The 19,623-nt window shown below is 50.7% G+C and carries 17 protein-coding genes; 8 read left to right on the top strand and 9 right to left on the bottom strand.

Features of this window, described 5'->3' with window-relative positions:
- The first annotated feature begins 112 nt into the window (after positions 1–112).
- Both M0651_RS05530 and M0651_RS05535 read left to right on the top strand, forming a co-directional pair.
- Positions 113–2,494, top strand: coding sequence for a glycoside hydrolase family 16 protein (locus M0651_RS05530; RefSeq protein WP_248550843.1), 2,382 nt, complete (start codon positions 113–115; stop codon positions 2,492–2,494).
- Between the two features lie 206 nt (positions 2,495–2,700).
- Complete coding sequence (locus M0651_RS05535) at positions 2,701–5,973, top strand: S-layer homology domain-containing protein (protein ID WP_248550844.1); 3,273 nt, start codon at positions 2,701–2,703, stop codon at positions 5,971–5,973.
- A 75-nt stretch (positions 5,974–6,048) separates the two neighbouring features.
- On the opposite strand, the gene M0651_RS05540 is transcribed toward M0651_RS05535, so the two are convergent.
- Positions 6,049–6,516: a DUF8821 family protein gene (locus tag M0651_RS05540; protein WP_248550845.1), complete on the bottom strand. Its 468-nt coding sequence runs from the start codon at positions 6,514–6,516 to the stop codon at positions 6,049–6,051.
- Between the two features lie 21 nt (positions 6,517–6,537).
- On the bottom strand, positions 6,538–7,023 hold the full coding sequence (locus tag M0651_RS05545; protein WP_248550846.1) for a GyrI-like domain-containing protein: 486 nt from the start codon (positions 7,021–7,023) through the stop codon (positions 6,538–6,540).
- Positions 7,024–7,121: 98 nt separating this feature from the next.
- Here M0651_RS05545 and M0651_RS05550 point away from each other — a divergent pair, with 98 nt between their 5' ends.
- Positions 7,122–8,096 carry a helix-turn-helix transcriptional regulator gene (locus tag M0651_RS05550; protein ID WP_248550847.1) on the top strand — a complete coding sequence of 325 codons (975 nt, stop codon included), beginning with the start codon at positions 7,122–7,124 and terminating at the stop codon, positions 8,094–8,096.
- Positions 8,097–8,167: 71 nt separating this feature from the next.
- Here M0651_RS05550 and M0651_RS05555 read toward each other — a convergent pair whose 3' ends face one another.
- On the bottom strand, positions 8,168–9,400 hold the full coding sequence (locus M0651_RS05555; protein WP_248550848.1) for an endo-1,4-beta-xylanase: 1,233 nt from the start codon (positions 9,398–9,400) through the stop codon (positions 8,168–8,170).
- A gap of 223 nt (positions 9,401–9,623) precedes the next feature.
- Entirely contained in the window at positions 9,624–10,304 is a 681-nt protein-coding gene (locus tag M0651_RS05560) for a TetR/AcrR family transcriptional regulator (protein ID WP_248550849.1), read from the bottom strand.
- 134 nt (positions 10,305–10,438) lie between these two features.
- Here M0651_RS05560 and M0651_RS05565 point away from each other — a divergent pair, with 134 nt between their 5' ends.
- Positions 10,439–11,791: an MATE family efflux transporter gene (locus M0651_RS05565; protein WP_248550850.1), complete on the top strand. Its 1,353-nt coding sequence runs from the start codon at positions 10,439–10,441 to the stop codon at positions 11,789–11,791.
- Here the strand turns inward: M0651_RS05565 and M0651_RS05570 are convergent.
- The gene (locus M0651_RS05570) at positions 11,788–12,159 is read right to left on the bottom strand and encodes an FAD-dependent oxidoreductase (protein WP_248550851.1); all 372 of its coding nucleotides are present in this window, start codon (positions 12,157–12,159) and stop codon (positions 11,788–11,790) included. The genes M0651_RS05565 and M0651_RS05570 overlap by 4 nt on opposite strands.
- A gap of 78 nt (positions 12,160–12,237) precedes the next feature.
- Positions 12,238–13,155 (bottom strand): AraC family transcriptional regulator, encoded by a 918-nt coding sequence (locus M0651_RS05575; RefSeq protein ID WP_248550852.1) that lies wholly within the window; start codon positions 13,153–13,155, stop codon positions 12,238–12,240.
- A 170-nt stretch (positions 13,156–13,325) separates the two neighbouring features.
- Here M0651_RS05575 and M0651_RS05580 point away from each other — a divergent pair, with 170 nt between their 5' ends.
- The 4 genes from M0651_RS05580 (at position 13,326) to M0651_RS05595 (ending at position 16,967) form a co-directional block, all read left to right on the top strand.
- Positions 13,326–13,583: an Atu4866 domain-containing protein gene (locus M0651_RS05580; RefSeq protein WP_248550853.1), complete on the top strand. Its 258-nt coding sequence runs from the start codon at positions 13,326–13,328 to the stop codon at positions 13,581–13,583.
- Positions 13,584–13,599: 16 nt separating this feature from the next.
- A complete protein-coding gene (locus tag M0651_RS05585) occupies positions 13,600–14,331 on the top strand; it encodes an SDR family oxidoreductase (RefSeq protein ID WP_248550854.1) in 732 nt (243 codons plus the stop codon).
- Between the two features lie 221 nt (positions 14,332–14,552).
- The gene (locus tag M0651_RS05590; RefSeq protein WP_248550855.1) at positions 14,553–16,046 is read left to right on the top strand and encodes a peptide MFS transporter; all 1,494 of its coding nucleotides are present in this window, start codon (positions 14,553–14,555) and stop codon (positions 16,044–16,046) included.
- A 159-nt stretch (positions 16,047–16,205) separates the two neighbouring features.
- Entirely contained in the window at positions 16,206–16,967 is a 762-nt protein-coding gene (locus tag M0651_RS05595) for a SagB/ThcOx family dehydrogenase (protein WP_248550856.1), read from the top strand.
- Positions 16,968–17,023: 56 nt separating this feature from the next.
- Here M0651_RS05595 and M0651_RS05600 read toward each other — a convergent pair whose 3' ends face one another.
- The 3 genes from M0651_RS05600 to M0651_RS05610 all read right to left on the bottom strand — a co-directional run bounded on the left by M0651_RS05600 (position 17,024) and on the right by M0651_RS05610 (position 19,610).
- Positions 17,024–17,785, bottom strand: a complete 762-nt coding sequence (locus M0651_RS05600) for an SDR family NAD(P)-dependent oxidoreductase (RefSeq protein ID WP_248550857.1) — start codon at positions 17,783–17,785, stop codon at positions 17,024–17,026.
- Positions 17,786–17,811: 26 nt separating this feature from the next.
- Complete coding sequence (locus M0651_RS05605) at positions 17,812–19,068, bottom strand: acyltransferase family protein (RefSeq protein WP_248550858.1); 1,257 nt, start codon at positions 19,066–19,068, stop codon at positions 17,812–17,814.
- Positions 19,069–19,214: 146 nt separating this feature from the next.
- The gene (locus tag M0651_RS05610) at positions 19,215–19,610 is read right to left on the bottom strand and encodes a VOC family protein (protein ID WP_248550859.1); all 396 of its coding nucleotides are present in this window, start codon (positions 19,608–19,610) and stop codon (positions 19,215–19,217) included.
- Between the last annotated feature and the right edge of the window lie 13 nt (positions 19,611–19,623).

Consider the following 19,623-nt stretch of genomic DNA (forward strand, 5'->3'; position numbering starts at 1 on the left):
GGAACCTATTCACCCGATGGCCGGGTTGATAGAATGAAAGCGTTCTCCTATGTAAGTATTTTCCTGTGCGTGCATAGGTTGGGAGAATCACGATAATAAAGGGAGGGTATTTATGAAAAGATCTCACTTTACGGAAAGGCGCCTGGTTCATAAGGTACTCAGCTTGGTCCTGGCGCTCGTAATGGCGGCTGGGGTAAGTCTATTGCCAACACCTAAAGCTCAGGCGGCCGGGACAACCATTACCTCAATGAGTTACTTCTCGGCGGCAGACGGACCGGTGATCACCAAGTCGGGTGTCGGACAAGCCAGCTACGGCTTCGTCATGCCGGTTTTTAATGGGGGCTCCGCCACCTGGAGCGATGTAGTCCAGGATTTGGGCGTGAAGGTGAAAGTGAACGGCAACTGGGTTGATATCGACAGTGTCGGAAGTTTTGTTTATAACCAGAACTGGGGTCACTGGAGTGACGGTGGGTTTAACGGCTATTGGTTTACCCTTTCCGCAACGACCGAGATTCAGCTGTACTCCAAAACCAACGGGGTGACGCTCGGATACACGCTCGTCTTTCAGAACATCAATAAAACCACCATTACGGCGATGACGCCGACCCAAGGTCCGGTTATCACTGCAGGGCCAACGGGTGGGGCCGGCTTCACCTATCCTGTGTTTAATAATAATCCGGCAATTCCTTATGCAGCGGTCGCCGATGATTTAAAGGTGTACGTCAAACCCGTGAACAGCAGTGCATGGATTGATATTGATAATAATGCGGCCAGCGGATGGATTTATGACCAGAACTTCGGCCAATTCACCGATGGCGGTGGCGGCTACTGGTTTAACGTCACGGAGTCGATCAACGTCAAGCTCGAGTCCAAGACCTCCTCGGCGAACCTCGTTTATACGATTCTTTTCAATGAACCTGTAAGAAATTCGTATGTCCTTACTCCCTATGAGGGAACGACTTTCACCGCAGATGTAAGCGGTGCCATTGGTTTGCCCCTGCCTAAAATCGATGGAGGCGCCCCGATCGCTACCGAACTGGGGAATTTCGTCTACCAGATCAACCTTAATGGGCAATGGGTCGATTTAGAGGACTCCGGACAAAGCGGGTTCGTTTATTCCGCGAGCGGTTATAATAACCTATCCAGCGCGAACCAATGGGGGTATTGGGCCGACCACATCTATGGACTGTGGTTCCAGCCGATCCAGCAAGACATGCAGATCCGCATCGGTTATCCCCTCAATGGACAAAAAGGCGGTAACGTCGGCAGCAACTTCGTCACTTACACGTTGATCGGTAATCCGGATGCACCGCGGCCGGACGATGCCGACCACGGGGATATTCCGCTCAGCTCGCCAACCGATCCGGCCATCGCGGGCATGACGCTGGTCTGGCAGGACGAATTTATCGGAACCCAACTGGATACGGGCAAATGGAATTATGAACAGGGGTACTACCTCAACGACGACCCCGGCACTTGGGGTTGGGGCAATGCGGAGCTGCAGCATTACACGAACAGTCCGCAAAATATCTTCGTCCAGGACGGGAAGTTAAATATTCGAGCCATAAATGATCCTAAGTCCTTTCCGCAGGATCCAAGCCGGTCTGCGCCATACTCTTCCGGCAAGATTAACACCAAGGATCATTTCTCGCTCAAATACGGCAGGGTTGATTTCCGTGCGAAGCTGCCTACGGGGAATGGGATATGGCCGGCGCTCTGGATGCTTCCGCAAGATCATACCTACGGCACCTGGGCCGCTTCGGGTGAAATCGACGTCATGGAAGCTAGAGGACGTCTGCCTGGCATGACCTCCGGCGCCATCCATTTCGGCGGACAATGGCCGGCAAATACGCATCTCTCGGGCGAATACCATTTCCCGTCCGGGCAAACCATCGCGAATGACTACCATGTTTATTCCGTCGTATGGGAAGAGGACAACATCAAATGGTACGTAGACGGCAAATTCTTCTTCAAGGCAACCCGGGATCAATGGTATTCCACCGCGGCGCCAAACAATCCGACCGCTCCTTTCGATCAAGCGTTCTATCTCATCATGAACCTGGCCATTGGCGGGAACTTCGATGGCGGCATCTCCCCAAGTCCCGGCGATATCCCGGCAACGATGCAAGTCGATTATGTACGTGTCTATAAAGATAATGGCAACAGCGGTGGTGGACAGAATCCCGGCGATCCTGGCACCCCTTCCACGGTCGTGATCGGAGATCAAGTAAAGGGACTCAAGAAGACCGGCGATAACCTGTTGTTCTATGTCAACGGGGCTACCTTCGCTGACCTGCACTATAAAATCAATAACGGCGGGCAATTGAATGTCGCTATGACCCCGGTGGGGAACGGCAACTATACCTATGCAGTCAATAACCTGAGCCAAGGGGCTACCGTGGAGTACTTCTTCACCTATAACCCCGGGCAAGGGGCGCTCGACACCCCATGGCAAACTTATGTTCACGGAGTAACCCAAGGAACGCCGGAGTAAATGGACCGACCATTGGGATAAGAGAACAACATCAACAGAACAGGGCTCCCTATAGCTGGGAGCCTTGTTTCCATCCTTTTTCCATGAATTTCTCTATTCCATCGATACACTTTACTGGAATGAACTTTCGATTAACGGAAACGATAAGAGACTGCGGGGCTATGGTCTGCATCGATATCCTATATTCCGAATTGGAGGTCATTCTGTTGAACATCTTACGTGACGAACTAATCAGAACGAACGATGGTTATGAATTGTTGATTTACTTGGATCCGCAAAGGGTCGAGTTCGCTAATGAGTCGGATTCCCATCATAACCACAGTGAAGAGCTTTACTCCGATGTCCAGGAATATGCGAAGAAGAAGTATCCGAATGTCAGGATTAATGTCGCCAAGATTATTCTCGGCGGGATGTTGATCTCGACAGTTCCACTTACCGGTTTCGCAGGACAGGCACACGCGGCTTCTCCGAACGATTATGCCTCCGCTGCAGAATGGGCTAAGCCTGCCATCTCCCGGTTGATGGACAAGAATATTATCACGGGGGATCCGGCAGGGAACTTCAATCCGAAGTCAGCGATGAATCGGGATGCCTTCACAACCATGCTGGTTAAGGCACTCGTTCCCGCAACCGAGCTCGTGACTCCGGCCACCGCGACGTTTACCGACATTAACAAGGACCACTGGGCGTACACATACGTAGAAACTGCGGTAGCCAAGGGATGGATCACGGGGATCTCTGCAAATTCCTTCGGGGGGACCCAGGACGTGACACGCGAACAAATGGCGTCCATTTTCGTACGGGCTCTTGGATTAAGCGCAGACGATATCAGGGGGCTTGGCGACACCCTGACTTTCGAAGACAAAAACGATATTTCACCTTATGCCCGCGATGCGGTGGCTTTTGCGGTCACCAATGGTCTATTTGAAGGGATAACCCCCACCCGGTTCGAGGGCAGAACGAATGCCTCCCGCGAACAGGTTGCCGTTGTCGTCGATCGCTATTTAACAAACAAGGATAAGCTCCAGGACGCCGCTGCCGCTTTACTGTCGACTACCGTTACGGCTTCCGTCGGTGAGAATTTATCCACCGTAACCCTGACTTTTTCAAGAGAAATTGATTCGTTAACGGCATCGGATATCTCCATTAAAGCTGCAAGCGGCGCCATTCTCGGCATCAAAAATGTAAGTCTCAGCGATGATAAGAAATCGGCGGTCCTTACGACAGATAAAATGACCGGCGGTGTTCCTTACACCATTACGGTGAACAAACCAACCGTCAAAGCACCGGCAACCGTTACTCCAGTGGTCACAGACCTTCTGGTGACAGACGTGTCCGCTGATAATAACAAGCAAATTCGGGTTACCTTCAACCAGGAATTGGACAGATCTTCCGCTTTGCTCGCGTCGAACTATACGTACACAGGCGCCTCTTCCGGGATTACTTCCGTTGATCTATTGGACGATCAGAAATCCGTTCTCGTCACGTTGGCTCAAGCGGAAGGCCAACAGGCAGTGGGTACGCTGGCCATCAAGAACTTACAATCCGTGGCCGGGAATAAGCTGGCGAACTACAGTAAAACCGTGACCTTCCTGGATTTGACCGTTCCGAGTGCAGTAGGGGCTAAGCTGGTTGCGCCGACCAAGGTCCAAGTGACCTTCTCGGAACCCGTTACCGCCGCGACTTTGAGCAATGCAGCCTTCTCTCTCAACAATAATACGTACTCGTTAGCGGGTGCTCCAACGATCGTAAGACCCAATGTCGTGGAGCTGACACTCGGCAGCGCCTTGCCAATCGGCGATTATACGTTAACCATTAACCCGGCGAAGACGGCGAGCGGCAATCAAATGAAAGACTTCGTAGGTCTGGCTGTACCCACAAGCGATATTCCGTTTAGTTATGCTCCGGATACAACGGCTCCGGTCGCAAGTATAGCGGCAATCACCCAGACGTCGGTGACGATTCAGTTCGATGAACCGGTTAGCCTCGCGGGCACAGGGACGTTGAACAACGACTTCTCGGTGTACCACTCGAACAATAACGTGGCCGCTTATCGAGGAACCGCTTCTCTTAGCCCTGATGGACTGACGATGACGGTGAACTTCGATCAAGCCCCACTGCCGCAAGGGAACGTTACCTTGTTCTTGAACAACAGCCCGACAACGGCATCGCAGCTTCAGGATGCCTGGGGGAATAAGTTCGTATCGACCACTCTCTCCTCATCCGTCATTGCCGATACGATTCCGCCGACGGTTGCCGGGGTAAACTATGTGGATTCTACCCACATCGACGTGACATTCAGCGAAGCCGTGACCGGCGTCGATACCGCCGATTTCACATTGAAAGCCGCTGACGGGTCGACCGTGTCCGTCACCAACATTGCTCCGACAAGCAATACGTATCGTTTAACTACGGCGACTCCGATCAACGGCTCGACCTACACGTTGAGCCTCGCGGAAGGCGTATTCACCGACACGTCGCTCGCAAGGAACAAAAATGCGGCTTACTCCACTTCTTTTAATGTGGATGATACCATTGCGCCAACGACAACAACAGGAACTTATACGGCGGACAAAAAGACTGTGTTAGTGAAGTTCAGCGAAGCCATGACGATCACGGGTCTGGGATCGGTCCTGGATACGAATTATTATCGATTTGCCGCTGAAGACGGCAGCAACCCAAGCGCGCTTCCCGCCGGCACTACGATTACGCCAACGGATGGCTATAAAGGGGTTCTCATCACGTTGCCAAGCGCGATTTCAAATTTAGGCTCCGGCAACTTTGCGAAAATCCTGGTAGGGCAAGTGAAGGACGCTGCGGGCAATTCTACGAGTGCCTTGAGTAATCCACTTCCCCTGACCGCGGCTAGTTTAACTGTTGGTAACCTTAGTGATGTCAGAGCGATTAGCCGGGATACGATTACGTTCAAAGTCGATTCCTACCTCAATGCCATCGATGTAACCAAATTTACGATTGACGGCCAACCGGCAGCTTCTGCAACTTACAAGAATGAAGCAGGCGTGGCTCTTGTCACTGTAAAAGCGCCAAGTATCGTGGTTAATCCGAGCACGGTGGTTCTGGACATTGCTGCCGGTGGTCTAATCTCTGACCTCAATATCTCCAGCGATGCGATTACCCAAACGGGCTCCATCGACTACGCGGCTCCAGCCATCGTGTCCCGCGTCATTGCGGATACGAACGGCAACGACAAGTTCGATACCGTCACCGTCACCTTCTCGGAACCGATTCAAGCCACGTCCGTAGCTTTCGATTCCTTCCTGGTTGGGGGTTATACGATCGACGATGTGACCGTGAGCGCCGATGGGACGAAGGTGCTGCTGAAGCTGCAGGAGAAGGAACGAGCCGATATTTCCAGTCCAAAACCAACCGTTCAGCTGGTGAAGTCCATTCGCGACGCCTCCCCGCAGCGTAATGTCATTGCGCCTGAGACGGCTGGCGTAGCGGCAACGACACCTTAGCCTAGATCAGCATCAACAGCGTCAACGCGAAGAGACTTGTCCAGAACCCTGGACAAGTCTCTATTTGTTGAGTAATTAGTATTCACCCTTGATCACGAAGAACGAACCCCGGATCGTTCCGGCCAATTTGGACTTCTGCCGGGCAAACTTAAATTTCTTCTCCTCCAGCTCTTTCGGGACCTCCATCCCTTCGGACAGCTTAAACCCGACGGCCCGCTTCTTGGGATCATCCAAGGTGTACAGGACATTGACCCCAAGACCATCCTCATAGAAGACGAAGGCCCACCGGATATTCTCCACTTGGAACAGCGACGTTTCTAATGGGTTGGCGGCAAACTCGATGCCGCGTTCTTCCTTCAATACCCGGTTCACGTAGTCCAGGGTTTCCTGGCTTTCGCTGGCCGGTTCAACCGTAAACTCATGCTTATATTTGTTCATGAAATAACGCGCTTCATTGGCTCGCAACCCGGCTAGCGCCTCTGCTACAGGAGAGGATTCCAAACCGACGGTAGATACATTTTTGAAATCAACGATATAGGACATGCTTACCCTTCCTTCTCTTCTCTAATTTCGAACAACGGGAATCCACATTTCTCCCACAACGCGACCATTCTCTTGCCCCATCAAAACCGTTGCGTTCGGTCCTCCGACATAGGCGACTTGATTGACTTCCGGCAAGACCTGACCAAAGGCGATCCCCGCCAGCTGGTTGCTTAATTCATCAGCTGTCGTCCCTTCCCCTTTCACAATCAAGTACTCCCCTTTCGGGAATTGAATGACCCGGGAGCCTTCCGAGGTCGGCAACACTTCATGGCTCAACACGCCGGCGTAATGCATCATCTTGTTGTTTACCGCTTCATTCACGACAAATACGTAGTCGTTTTCGGCGATCGCTTTGAGCTGATCCAGTCTGCCATCCTCGTTCACGGCTTGCCAGAAGGTTGATTTTTCCTGATTGATGCCAACATAGTCCGTGTAATTACTTTTCAACTCCGTGCCCAGTCCAAATACCGTAAAGCTGTCCTTTTCTTCCAATACGTAGTTCGCCATGTTTGAAAACCTACCTTCTTTAAAATTTGTTTTATCTTCTTGATGGGTTTATCATAACTTTAAACCATGTCAAAAAATGAACCTGTTTAGGAGGCCTGATGAAAAAAGTTGAACGGATCAACACCCTCATGCGGTATATCAACAACCGGTCGCATTTTACCATCTCCGAAATCATGCGGGAATTTAACATCTCCCGTTCGACCGCAGTTCGGGACATTCGGGAAATCGAAGCCTTAGGGATGCCGCTGGTCGCCGAAGTCGGAAGAGATGGCGGCTATTCGGTGATGCATAACTCGATTCTGCCCGTCGTGCGTTTTACCGATACGGAGGTCAAAGCCCTGTTCATCGCCTTCATGGCCACAAGAAATGCACAGCTTCCCTATCTCAAGAGCCGCCAATCCTTAGCGGAAAAATTGCTGGGGCTGATCTCCAAGAACCAGCAGGACGATCTCTTGCTGTTGGATGAAATTCTGTTATTTGAAGGCACTAACCCGCATAACCCTGACCTGCTGGAGCTCTCGGACCTCCCTCACCCGATGCTGGAGAAACTGATCCAAAACCTGCTTCTCGACAGCTATTTATGGATTACCCTGGAGGAGGAAGGAAAAACCCGGTCTTATCCCATCTATCTCTTACATCTTTATCACGAAAAAAGCCTCTGGCTGATGGAAGTTTTTGATTTGCAGGATGAGAAGAAAAAGTTATTCGCCGTTGACCAGCTCACCCATGTCGAGACCTACTCCCCCAAGAAGAGAGTCAGTCGGAAGAAGATTCTGGAGATTCTGAGCCAGCAGGAGGAAAAATTCAATCTGATCCTTGAACTCGGTCCCCGGTCCATTGCCCAATACAAAAAGTATCATCCCTTAAAAGCATTCATTTCCTATACCAATCCCTATCAAACCACCGCGATGCTAAAGATGTTTGTCCCTGTGAACCAACCGGAAGAGTTGACGGATACAATCCAATGGCTGCTGTTCCTGGGGGAGGATCTGAAATTTAGAAAAGCGCCGGTCGAAATCATGAAGGGGTTGCGTCAGAGGTGGAATGCGTTAGAGGTGCTGGGGGGAGAGTGAAATCAGGCTTCGATAGAAAATGTGAAGGCCACCCTATGGCAGGACAGGATGGCCTCTTCTTGATGTTTGTGTCAATTGAAGGTGAGCGGTTCAGGTTCACCCTCCTTCTCTATTTTAAAGGTAACTTTCGTGCCTCCGCAAACCAGCTCATACTCTCCAAGGAATCCCTCAAAGGAGACTCTTCCGTTCTCATCGGTACGCGTGGTTACTTGGGTAGACCAGTCGCCTTTAATCCGTTGCTTCAGCACGTCGTAGGCAGGTTTCGGGGTGTTGTCTGTTCTGACCAAGCCGGCAGGCGCGCCAAGCCAGGCCCCTTCATCGCTGAAATTCCAAGCGGTAATCGCCTCGACCAAAGGGTGTTGAAACAGGATCGAGTACATTTCTTCGACCTCTCTGGCCTGTCGTTCTTCAAATTCCGGGGTGGATGGCCATTCCGGAATCTGATAATCGTTCAGATCCTCAATATCCGCCGGCATGAGGTGACCGGAGGTCAATGTATTTTCCGTAAAATGAATCGGAAGGCCAAAATGAGAGAAGCGCTCCAGCACCTCTTCCAGCTTCTCGCGTCCCCAATACCCTTGATGCTGGTGCGACTGAATGCCGATGGCGTCGATGGGAATCCCCGCGTTTAAACATCCGTCAATCAGAATCTCGTAGTTGATCGAAGTGTTGAAGTCATTTAGCAATAACGTTGCACCGGGGTTGGATTCTCGCGTTTTCGCAAACATTTCCTTAATGATCCCAACGCGGCCTAAATCTTTACTAATTCTTGTGATCCCATTATCGTATTTATCAAAAATCGGCATAATCACCACTTCATTGATAACATCCCACATCTCAATCAGGCCTTTGAAGTCGGTTACGTCTCGCTCGATTCGGGCAAACTGCGCTTTCAGGATGTCCTCATTGCTTAGATCCAGCAGCCACGGCACGGTTGCGGTATGCCAGCAGAGCGGATGTCCCTTGACGGCAATATTCCGTTCCTTCAACCACCGTGCAGCCACCTGCAGCTCTTTCGTCCGCGGCTTACCTTGCTCCGGCTCAAACATCCCCCAGTAAAAAGGCAGAGTAGCAAAGTTAAACACCTCTAAGAATAAGTCCAGCTTCTGCTCCAAATAAGCAAGCCGGTCCTCCGGCACGTTTCGATTGGCGATCGGAATGACGTCAAAAATCCCGCAGCCAAACAGGAACTTATGGTTGGTCTGATGAATTGCGACTTCCTTCCCTGTGACGGGATTTCCGGACGCGTCCACAAGCTGGATGGTTTTGCTTGCCATGCGATGGGACAATGGGTTCTTCTGCATTCGATGACCTCCCTATCCGTAAACGATTGTCGGTAAGCGTTTTCACGCCCTACGGTTTAGATTGTACTAAACCGTTCGTCACCGGAATAGGAGCCTTTTAAAGCGAATACCTTTGAAATTTGAGAAGAACACCTGAGTATCGTCGATCAAGAGATCAGGCGCCCTCTATACCAGGAAGACTTTTCCCGCTTCCCGTCCATCGCTTGTTACGACCGTCCCCCCTCTACTTCTCCTGCTCCTTCATCACCTGCTCGACCCCGAGCAAAATCACCTTCAACCCAAACTCAAACGCCCGGTCCGTCCCCATCAGTTCAAACAGCTCATTCTTGAACATCGTTCGGAATAGTCCTGCTTCCTCGTCGGGCATGGAATCCAGAAGATGGGTCATCTCTTCGCCCGGAAGCTCTCCCTGGTTCTTAAGGATCGCGGAAACGTTGCGCTCATGCTGATAGGCGTCAAGAACAAAGTTGTAGATATAGTTCACCAGCGTGATAATGACCTGTAGCTTCTGCTCTTGCTTCAGCGGCGTCGATTCCACGCAGAGCAGCATTCGGTTATTGAACCGGATAATATCCGGTTCGTGGGGCAGCGTCATCATCATCAACTGTGTGGAGCACGGATACCGGCTCAAGACACTCCGCACCGTTACCGCAAGCTCCGTCAGTTGCTCCTTCCAGTCCCCCTCGGAATGAAACTCCTCCAGGATGATTTTGGATACCTGGTTGGCCAGACGCTGGTAGAGGTCCTGCTTATTCTTGAAATACCAGTAAAGAGAAGGAGCTTGAATCCCCAGCCGGTCAGCCAATCGTCTCAAGCTGAACTTCTCAATCCCTTCATCCCCCAGAAGTCCCCAGGAAGCATCTAAAATTCGATCCTCGGAAACTTGAGGTTGCTGCTTTTTCATGAAAATCCGCCCTTTTATCTAACAGTGTAAGTTTATGCTTTACAGTTCGATTAGGTCCATGATATCATCTAACACTGTAAGGTTCAAACTAACAGTGTTAGATTGACCAAAAAAAGGAGAAAGTGGTGAACCACATGGATGCAGAGAACCTCCATTACTTCGAGAAAGCCCCGATCGCCAAAGCCGTAGCTCACTTTGCCATTCCAATGATGTTAGGTACGTCAATGAGCGTGATTTACTCCATCCTGAATGCCTATTTCCTTGGCACACTGGGTAATACCGCCATGTTGACCGCGCTCGCGCTAACCTTGCCCTTATTCGCCGTCATCATGTCGTTAGGCAACTTGATCGGCATAGGCGGGGGCACCTTCATCTCCCGTTTGCTCGGCGAGAAAAAATATGAAGATGTGAAGCATGTATCTTCCTTCGCTTTTTACAGCAGCCTTGTTCTCGGTCTGATCGTCATTGCCGCGGGCCTCCCGTTGATCGACTCGATCGTCCATGGCTTAGGGGCAACGCCTGACTCCTTCGGCTTCACGAATGACTATGTCTTGATGATGCTGATCGGTTCCCCCTTCGTTATCCTCTTCTTCACGCTGGAGAACATCGTACGTTCAGAAGGGGCGGCGATCACATCGATGGTGGGGATGATGCTGAGTGTGGTCGTAAATATCGTGCTTGATGCGCTGGTCATTTTCGTACTCCATTGGGGAGTCATCGGCGTGGCGTCGGCTACGGTTGTTTCCAACCTGGTCGCAAGTGCCTTCTACGCCTTCCATATGGGGGTTAGGAGCCAATTCTTAACCGTCTCCTTCAACTGGTTCAAGGTGAACAAGGAAATGATCAGCAATGTGCTCAAAATCGGAATTCCCGTCTTTATTATGAGTGTCTTCCTGGGTGCGATGTCACTGATCTTCAACCATTTTCTCGTTGAATATGGGGATCAAGCTGTAGCGGCTTACGGGATTTCATCGCGATTGCTGCAGTTTCCGGAGTTTATTCTAATGGGGTTATGCGAGGGAGTCGTGCCGTTGATTGCCTTTACATTCACTGCAAATCGATTAAGAATGAAGCAAACGATCGGTTTTACGATCAAATCCATTGCGGTGTTAGCTGTCTTGTTCGGCGTCCTCGTCTATCTGATTTCCGACCACTTAATCGGCTTATTCACGAATGACCCGCTCCTGATCGAAATGGGCAGCTACATCCTGCATGTGACGTTCTTATCCTTGTTCATCTCTGGAGCGACCACCTTGTTTACGGGGATCTTCCAAGCAACTGCTCAAGGAACCGCTGCCTTAGTTATGTCGGTGATTCAAGGCGTCACTCTGATTCCTGTTCTCTATATCGCCAATCGAATGAACGGCTTCCACGGCGTGGTCTGGTCACTAGTCATTGCAGATGCGGCCGCATTCCTGGTTGGAGCTCTTATGCTGTTCGTACTGCGAAATAAATTGCAGCCGGAATTGGAAGCTTTCGTGCACTAATTAAATTCTATAGCCATACGTGAAAAGGCAAGATAGGGACTCTCCCCGTTCCCGCCTTTTGCCTTGCGTATCAAGGGTTGATTCGTATCAATTTGTCCGGGTTCCGGACCATGAATATTCTCCGAATCCGTATTCCCGCCGGGATCAAGTCCGAGCTCCTGCAGAATCTGAAGCCCCTGTCCCTGGCTGTAAAGCGCGTGCGGTCCAATATTGAATAAGCAGCCATCTTTCTCATCGGTTGCCGCACGTCCTCCCCATCTCGGACTCTGTTCCAACACTAAGGTCCGCAATCCTTCCTTTGCCAAAAAGGCAGCCATCGTCAAACCAGCTAACCCGCCGCCAATCACTGTAACATCCCATTTTTCCATAAAAAGGGCCTCCTTCATCTTTAAGCTGAACTCAAGACGAGGAAGCCTTGTGATTTGTGACAGAACAATTAGGAATTATTAGGAGTTATTCCAACCGCCAAGGGTCTTGCGTAAATGCCGGATATCTCTCCCCGGAGGCAACCCAAACTTCCGCGCATACTCCCGGCTAAAATGCGACGGGCTTTCGTATCCCACCTGAAATGCCGCTTCAGCGGCTTCCAGTCCCTCCGTGATCAGCAGCCGTCGCGCTTCCTGGAGCCTTAGCTGTTTCTGGTACTGGATTGGGCTCATGCCCGTAACTTCCTTAAAATAATGATACAAAGAAGATGCGCTCATGCGCGCCTCCTCCGCCAATTTTTCCACACGCAAGGGCTGTGTATATTCACGGTTCATCCGCTCGATCACCTTCGTGATTCGCTGTGCATGGCTGCCAATGAGGGCGAACTGCTTGAGCGCCGCGTTCTGTTCATCCTGAACTACGCGGTAAATCACCTCACGAATGATACTCTCGGCAAGCACGGGAATTTCCTGAGGCGCATCCAGCAGCCGTACCAGTCTTAGAATGGCATCGAGGAGTGCATCGTTCATCCGACTGACCACGAGGCCGCGTCCAGGCGCGGGGTTCCTCCGCTTTGCTTCGCCCGAGGAGCGAATCACTTCAAGGACCTGATTCATATGAAATCGCAATTGCAGGCTTAAGTATGGTGTTTCGGGTGACGCCTCCAACACCTGACCCGTGATGGGTAAGTGAACCGATGCCGTCAAGTAACTGGATGGATCGTAGCGATAGCTCTCTTCTCCCAGCATCACGACTTTTGAACCTTGGGCCACAATACAAAGCGATGGTTCATAAACCGAATGCACCCGTTCGGAAATCTGGGAGGTCCGAATTAGGGACAAACCGGGGATCTTCATATCCTGCGTTCCGTCTTCTCTAACAAATCGCCCTATGATCCCAGCTAATTCCTCAATTCTTCCTGCAAACTGTTCTTCCATAACCATCACCCCCCATTGTTTCGTCTCTTGATATCTACCCTATTATGTTTTGGAGGATTAGGCAAGTTTCGTGCATCATTCAGCTACCGCCTTAGGTTCACCTCGGCCCATAATGAAGGGGTATCAAGCACTCGGCTGGCTTTGCCGAGAGTACGGAAGGAGAGAATTCAATGAACACCCAAATAAACACATCTCATCCCTATATCGGGATGTGGGTAACGGAAGACGGCTACATTCGTCATGAACTGCTGCCCAACGGACGATACGATGAAGCTCGAGGGAATCGCAAAAGCGCCTACCAAGGGAGCTACACCCTCGCAGGCGATCATATCGAATATGTGGATGACACCGGCTTTACAGCAGACGGGGATTTCATCGACGGGGTCTTGTACCACGCGGGTATGGTCCTCTATCGAGAAAATCAATAGGAAGGAGCGATGTAGGATGACTACACTTCATGGAAAAACGGTGATGATTACTGGAGCAAGCAGCGGGATTGGCGAAGCGACGGCCCGTGAACTGGCAAGCAAAGGCGCCAACATTATCATTGGTGCGCGGCGTTTAGAGAAGCTTGAGGCTCTGGCGTCCTCCCTGCAGGAGGATGGCGCATCGGTTGCCGTTCAGAAGTTGGATGTGACGGATCTAGATCAGATGCGGGCCATTGTCCGGTTGGCCGTTGATCGGTTTGGGAAAGTGGACGCGATCGTTAACAATGCCGGCCTGATGCCGCTTTCGCCCTTGGCCGCCTTGAAGATTGACGAATGGAACCGGATGATCGACGTGAATATCCGCGGCGTGCTTCACGGGATTGCCGCCGGGCTTCCGATCATGAAGGAGCAAGGATTTGGGCATTTCATTAATGTGGCCTCGATCGGAGCTTATGAGGTGACCCCGACAGCAGCGGTCTATTGTGCAACCAAATATGCCGTACGGGCCATAAGCGACGGCTTAAGGCAGGAGGTTACGGGACAAGGCATCCGCGTAACTCTGGTTTCGCCGGGGGTTACGGAGTCCGAGTTGGCGGAGACCATCACGGATAACGAAGCCAAAGCGTTGATGAAAGAATACCGACGTACGGCGCTGCCCGCCTCCGCCATTGCTCGCGGGATCGCTTATGCCCTCGAACAACCCGAACACGTCGATGTGAATGAAATGGTGATCCGCCCCCGCATATAACTTTGAAGACGAAACTCCTATTGCCGTCCGATTCCCAGTAGGGATCTTGGACGGCGATATTTGTGCTGCAACCAAATTTATAGTTAAGCCCATCCTGCGTGTGTTATACTGTCATTTCGAATCCAGTTGAAAATGGCCGATACTGGGTATTCTGATTCTTAGTACCGTACATTTGCATTTCAAACACACCATTGCTTGCCGCCTAGGGAGGAAGTAACAGCATGATTGACGTCAATAAACAAAAGGTTGTGGAAAGCGTTCCGCAACGAGGCTTTTTTGGACATCCCAAAGGATTGTTCACTTTGTTCTTCACGGAGTTTTGGGAGCGGTTTTCTTATTATGGAATGAAAGCGATTCTGACTTTCTACATGTACTACGAATTAAGTCAAGGCGGACTCGGCATGGAAGAGGGCATGGCTCTCGCCATTATGTCCATTTACGGTTCCCTTGTGTATATGTCCGGGATTATTGGCGGTTGGTTAGCAGATCGGGTATTCGGAGCTTCTCGCGCTGTCTTTTACGGCGGCATTCTCATTATGCTGGGGCATATTGCCTTGGCCATTCCGGGAAGTGTCCCCTTATTCTTCGTCTCCATGGTTCTGATCGTGTTAGGTACGGGCTTGCTGAAGCCCAACGTATCCAGCATTGTGGGAGAACTCTATAGTGAATCCGACCAGCGACGGGATGCAGGCTTTAGCCTGTTCTATATGGGGATTAATCTGGGCGCATTCCTCTCTCCGCTGATCGTAGGAACGATCGGCATGGATTACAACTTCCACTTGGGCTTCGGCATTGCTGCCGTCGGCATGTTCTTTGGATTAGCTATTTTTGTCTATACTCGAAAAAGAAACCTCGGGCTCGCCGGCACTTTCGTGGCTAGTCCGTTATCTCCAGCTGAACGAAAAAAGGTGTTTCGCAGAATCGGGCTCGGCGTATTGCTTCTTGCCGTGATTGTTGCCATCACCATCCCGTTAGGTTGGCTGACCTTCGAATCGTTTATCGTGATCGTAGGCCTTCTGGGGATTCTAATTCCAACTTCCTATTTTATTGTAATGTACCGCAGCCCGCGTACGACCAGCGTTGAACGTTCCAGGCTCATTGCTTATATTCCGCTGTTTATTGCGGCGATCATGTTCTGGGCGATCCAAGAACAAGGGTCAACCATCCTTGCCAATTACGCGGATAAGCGGACGCAGTTGGACTATGCCGGCATTCACATTTCACCCGCTTGGTTTCAATCTTTAAATCCATTATTCATTATCACCTTAGCTCCCGTATTTGCCTGGTTCTGGCTGAAGCTGGGCAAACGGCAGCCTTCGATTCCGAAAAAATTCGCCTTAGGTTTGTTGTTCGCCGGCTTATCTTTCCTGGTGATCCTATTGCCGGCTTATTTCGGCGGTGAGGATGCCTTGGTGAATCCGCTCTGGCTCGTTCTTAGTTATTTCATCGTTGTGTTAGGGGAATTGTGCTTGTCTCCGGTCGGGCTGTCGGCCACGACGAAATTGGCGCCCTCCGCTTTCTCCGCCCAGACCATGAGTTTATGGTTCTTATCCAGTGCGGCGGCCCAAGCGATGAATGCGCAAGTGGTTAAATTCTATTCACCCGCCACAGAAATGGCGTACTTTGGCGTTATTGGAGGAGCGGCTATTCTCCTCAGTATTCTGCTCTTCTCCTTCTCCTCCAAAATCCAGGGGTTTATGAAGGGAATACGGTAACCTGCAGCACCATAGATCTTCGGTACCCAGCGGCGATTCTCCAAGAGCGGAGGATCGCCGTTTTCTGCCTGAAGACAAGTACGTGATTCATATCACAAGCTCGACGGATTAGAGGTGTATACTTTTTTATCGAGTAGAGATATCCTAGGAGGTTCTAGCATGGGACGATATGAACAGCAAAGAAATTTCTTAAAGTCCAACTTTCTTGAATTTAAACATGTGAAAACAGATAAGATAAAGGGCTTGCCCCAACCCGCGATCGTGAAGCCTTACGCCTCTTCCTCCGAGATCATTGACCTTCCGGAGCCAAGTGAGGAGGTTGTCAGCAAATCCAATATTTATGATTGCATCAAGGAGCGGAGAAGTACCCGGTTTTATTCGGCAGAAAGTTTACAGCTTGAGGAGTTATCCTATCTCTTATGGGCGACTCAAGGCATTACGAGTACCACGAAGACCGGACTTACCCTTCGTACGGTACCATGCAGCGGCGCAACCCATACTTTTGAAACTTATCTTTTCATTATGCGGGTAGAGGGAATCCGCCAAGGAATTTACCGATATCTACCGGTCGAGCACAAGCTCTTGTTTGTGTCTGAACTGGACGAAATGGACCGGAAAATTGATGCGATTACCTTAGAGCAGCCCTTTGTCCCCCATTTTACGAAAAAAGCGGCTGTCCTGTTCGCATGGAGTACGATTCCTTACCGTTCGGAATGGAAATATGATATCTCCGCGCACAAAAAAATCCTCATCGATATCGGTCACGTCTCCCAGAACCTATACCTGGCAAGCGAATCGATCGATGCCGGGGCTTGTGCGATCGGGATCTATGACCAAAACCTCATCGACGAGGTCTTAGGTCTAGATGGGGAGGAAGAATTCGTCCTATTCCTTGGTGCGGTGGGGAAGAAACGAGAATAGATCTCTGCAAAAAAGTTAGAGGGACTCTCAGGAGTCCCTCATAATTCATCTTCACTTTATTGAGCCGTCCAGCCTCCGTCAACCATCAAGATAGTGCCTGTCACCATATCGCCTGCCGCGGATGCCAGGTAAATGACCGCACCCGCAACATCCTGAATCCCTGCTACCTTCTGTGCCGGGATTCGATTCAGCACCCCTTGCAGGTATTCGGGATCATCGAGCCGCTCAGCAGTTCCTGGTGTATAGGTAAATGTTGGCCCCACAGCATTCACATTTACACCACGTGCGGACCATTCGAGGGCAAGAACACGTGTGAGTTGATTGACCCCGCCCTTTGTCGTGCAATACACAGCATGGTCGCGAATCCCCACGACACTCGCTTGGGAGCTCATGTTCACAATCCGCCCATTTTCTTGTTCAAGCATAATTTTACCAGCAGCCTGGCAGCAGAAGAACAATCCCTTCAGGTTGACATCCATCATCTGATCCCAATCCGCTTCCGTGACCTCGGTCGCAGGATGGTTGTCGCCAAGCCCCGCGTTATTCACCAGGATATCGATTCTTCCATGGTCTTTGGCAATTTGGTTCATGACAGATTGGATCTGGGGAACATCCGTGACATCTAAGGATACGGCAAAGGCCTTACCGCCTTCTTGGCGAATCTCCTCGCAGAGCTGCTGGAGCTTGGTCATATTCCGTGCGGTAGCTACAACCGTGGCTCCGGCATGAGCCAACGCTTTGGTAAGTCCATACCCGATTCCCATACTCGCACCGGTGATGACCGCAATTTTCCCGTTTAAATCAAAGCTCGGATACATTCCAATTCCACTCCTTGTATGTTCATTTAGGCGGCATTTACCTCACTTGGTTCCGTTGGCTTACGCTTGAAGAACGGCTTGCCTTTCGACCAATTGATAAACGGTTGCTCAATGAGGTAATAAGAAATCGTTGCCGCGACAAACGAAATGAGGACAACAAAACCACTGATGGTGAGCCATCGCCCCACGTCTACGATGCCGAAATAGTGATAATCCGGAATGCTGTATTTTTCGATCAACGTGATGAATAAATAATGCCATATGTACAGGCCAAATGAAATCTTGGCGATAAATCGGAACAACCCATTATCCAGCCAACGCCCTAAGGTCAAGCTGAACGGTGCCGTGAACAACACAATACCAAACAAGATGGCATACGTCGGAAAATAGTACGGCTGCTGCTGGAGGCTGAAGTCAAATTCGCCGAGGTGACGCATGCGCCAGATCAGCAATCCGGCAAGCACCAATGCGGCTGCCCCAACGACATCAAACAGTCCGCGCTTGCGCAACCGTTCGATGGCGGCGCCGCGCTGCATAATCGCTACCGTTATGCCTGCCCCCAGAATACCGATAGTGAAGTGACCAAAGAATCCGATCGGATTGTAATTCGGCATCCAGAATTTTGCACCGCCAATTTGACCAAAATCCCAACCCCGGCCCTCCTCGCTTGGCGTAAACCACAGATGAACAAGCGAGTTAGCGACAAGCACGAATCCGAACGTGATCAACCAGAACAAGATGGCCTTTCCAAACGAGCGTCGCTTGCCGAGCACGAACAATATCGCCATAAACAAAGGCATTAGTAAGTAACTGAACACCTCGAAGCTGATCGACCAGAACGGCCCGTTCAGGTCGGACGGGAAGAACGTGGTATAGTGGAAACCTCCCGTAAATGTGAACCCCGTAAGGATTCGCTGCCACATGAAATCCGTAGGAATACTCAGGCTCCAGACGAGCACCAAACAAACGAGGAACGACACATAGTAGCCGGGCATGATTCTAGCAGCGCGGCGCTTGGCATACGTTCGGATACTCGGGAACGATTTATGAGTCAAGTAGGCACTCCAAAAGGGGAACGACAACAAAAAACCGCTTAACACAAAAAATAAGCTGACCCCACTGTTCCCAAGCAGGGCAATTGACTGTACTTCTTGAAGCCATTTCTCTTGCGCGGGCATCGCTAGACGTTGTGACAAATGATGTAGGATGACAGACATACATGCGATCGCACGAACGCCATCCGCCCCTGTTAACCGGGTACTCCCTAACTGAATCTGTGACATCAGTTCAATTTCCTCATTTCCATCATTAACTTCCCGAACGGATCGCCCACGCGGGTACTTCATATCTTTCCATATATCATAGAAAAATCCTCCCGCGATTTGAGGGTTAGGGATGAAAAATTGCATTCCTATGGTTACGATTCCCTTTATAGCAGCTGCGCGATCTCCCATACATACCCGTCTGGATCGGCGAAACAAGCGGTGCGCCGCCCCCACGGACGAGTGATCGGACCATTTAGCAACTTCACGCCTTGCTCTTCCAGTTCGGTGCAGACCCGGTCAACGTCTGGCACTTGAATCGTGAACAGAAACCGTGTCCCCTCTCCGCTCCGACCAACCTGAGCCGGCTCAATTAATTCCGGGGCATTGTTTTGATGTAAGAGATTGATGCAGGTGTTTCCAAAATCAAATACGGCGCAATCAGCATCTTCATAATGTATCGCGAGTTGAAGCGGCCCTTGATAAAACGCCTTCGACCGCTGCAGATCTTCTACAAACAAAGTGATTTCGGTAATTGGGCTCGCCCATCCCGCCTTCTTCATGTTCATCAGCTCC

It is taken from the genome of Paenibacillus mellifer (assembly GCF_023195895.1).
GTDB classification, from domain to species: domain Bacteria; phylum Bacillota; class Bacilli; order Paenibacillales; family Paenibacillaceae; genus Fontibacillus; species Fontibacillus mellifer.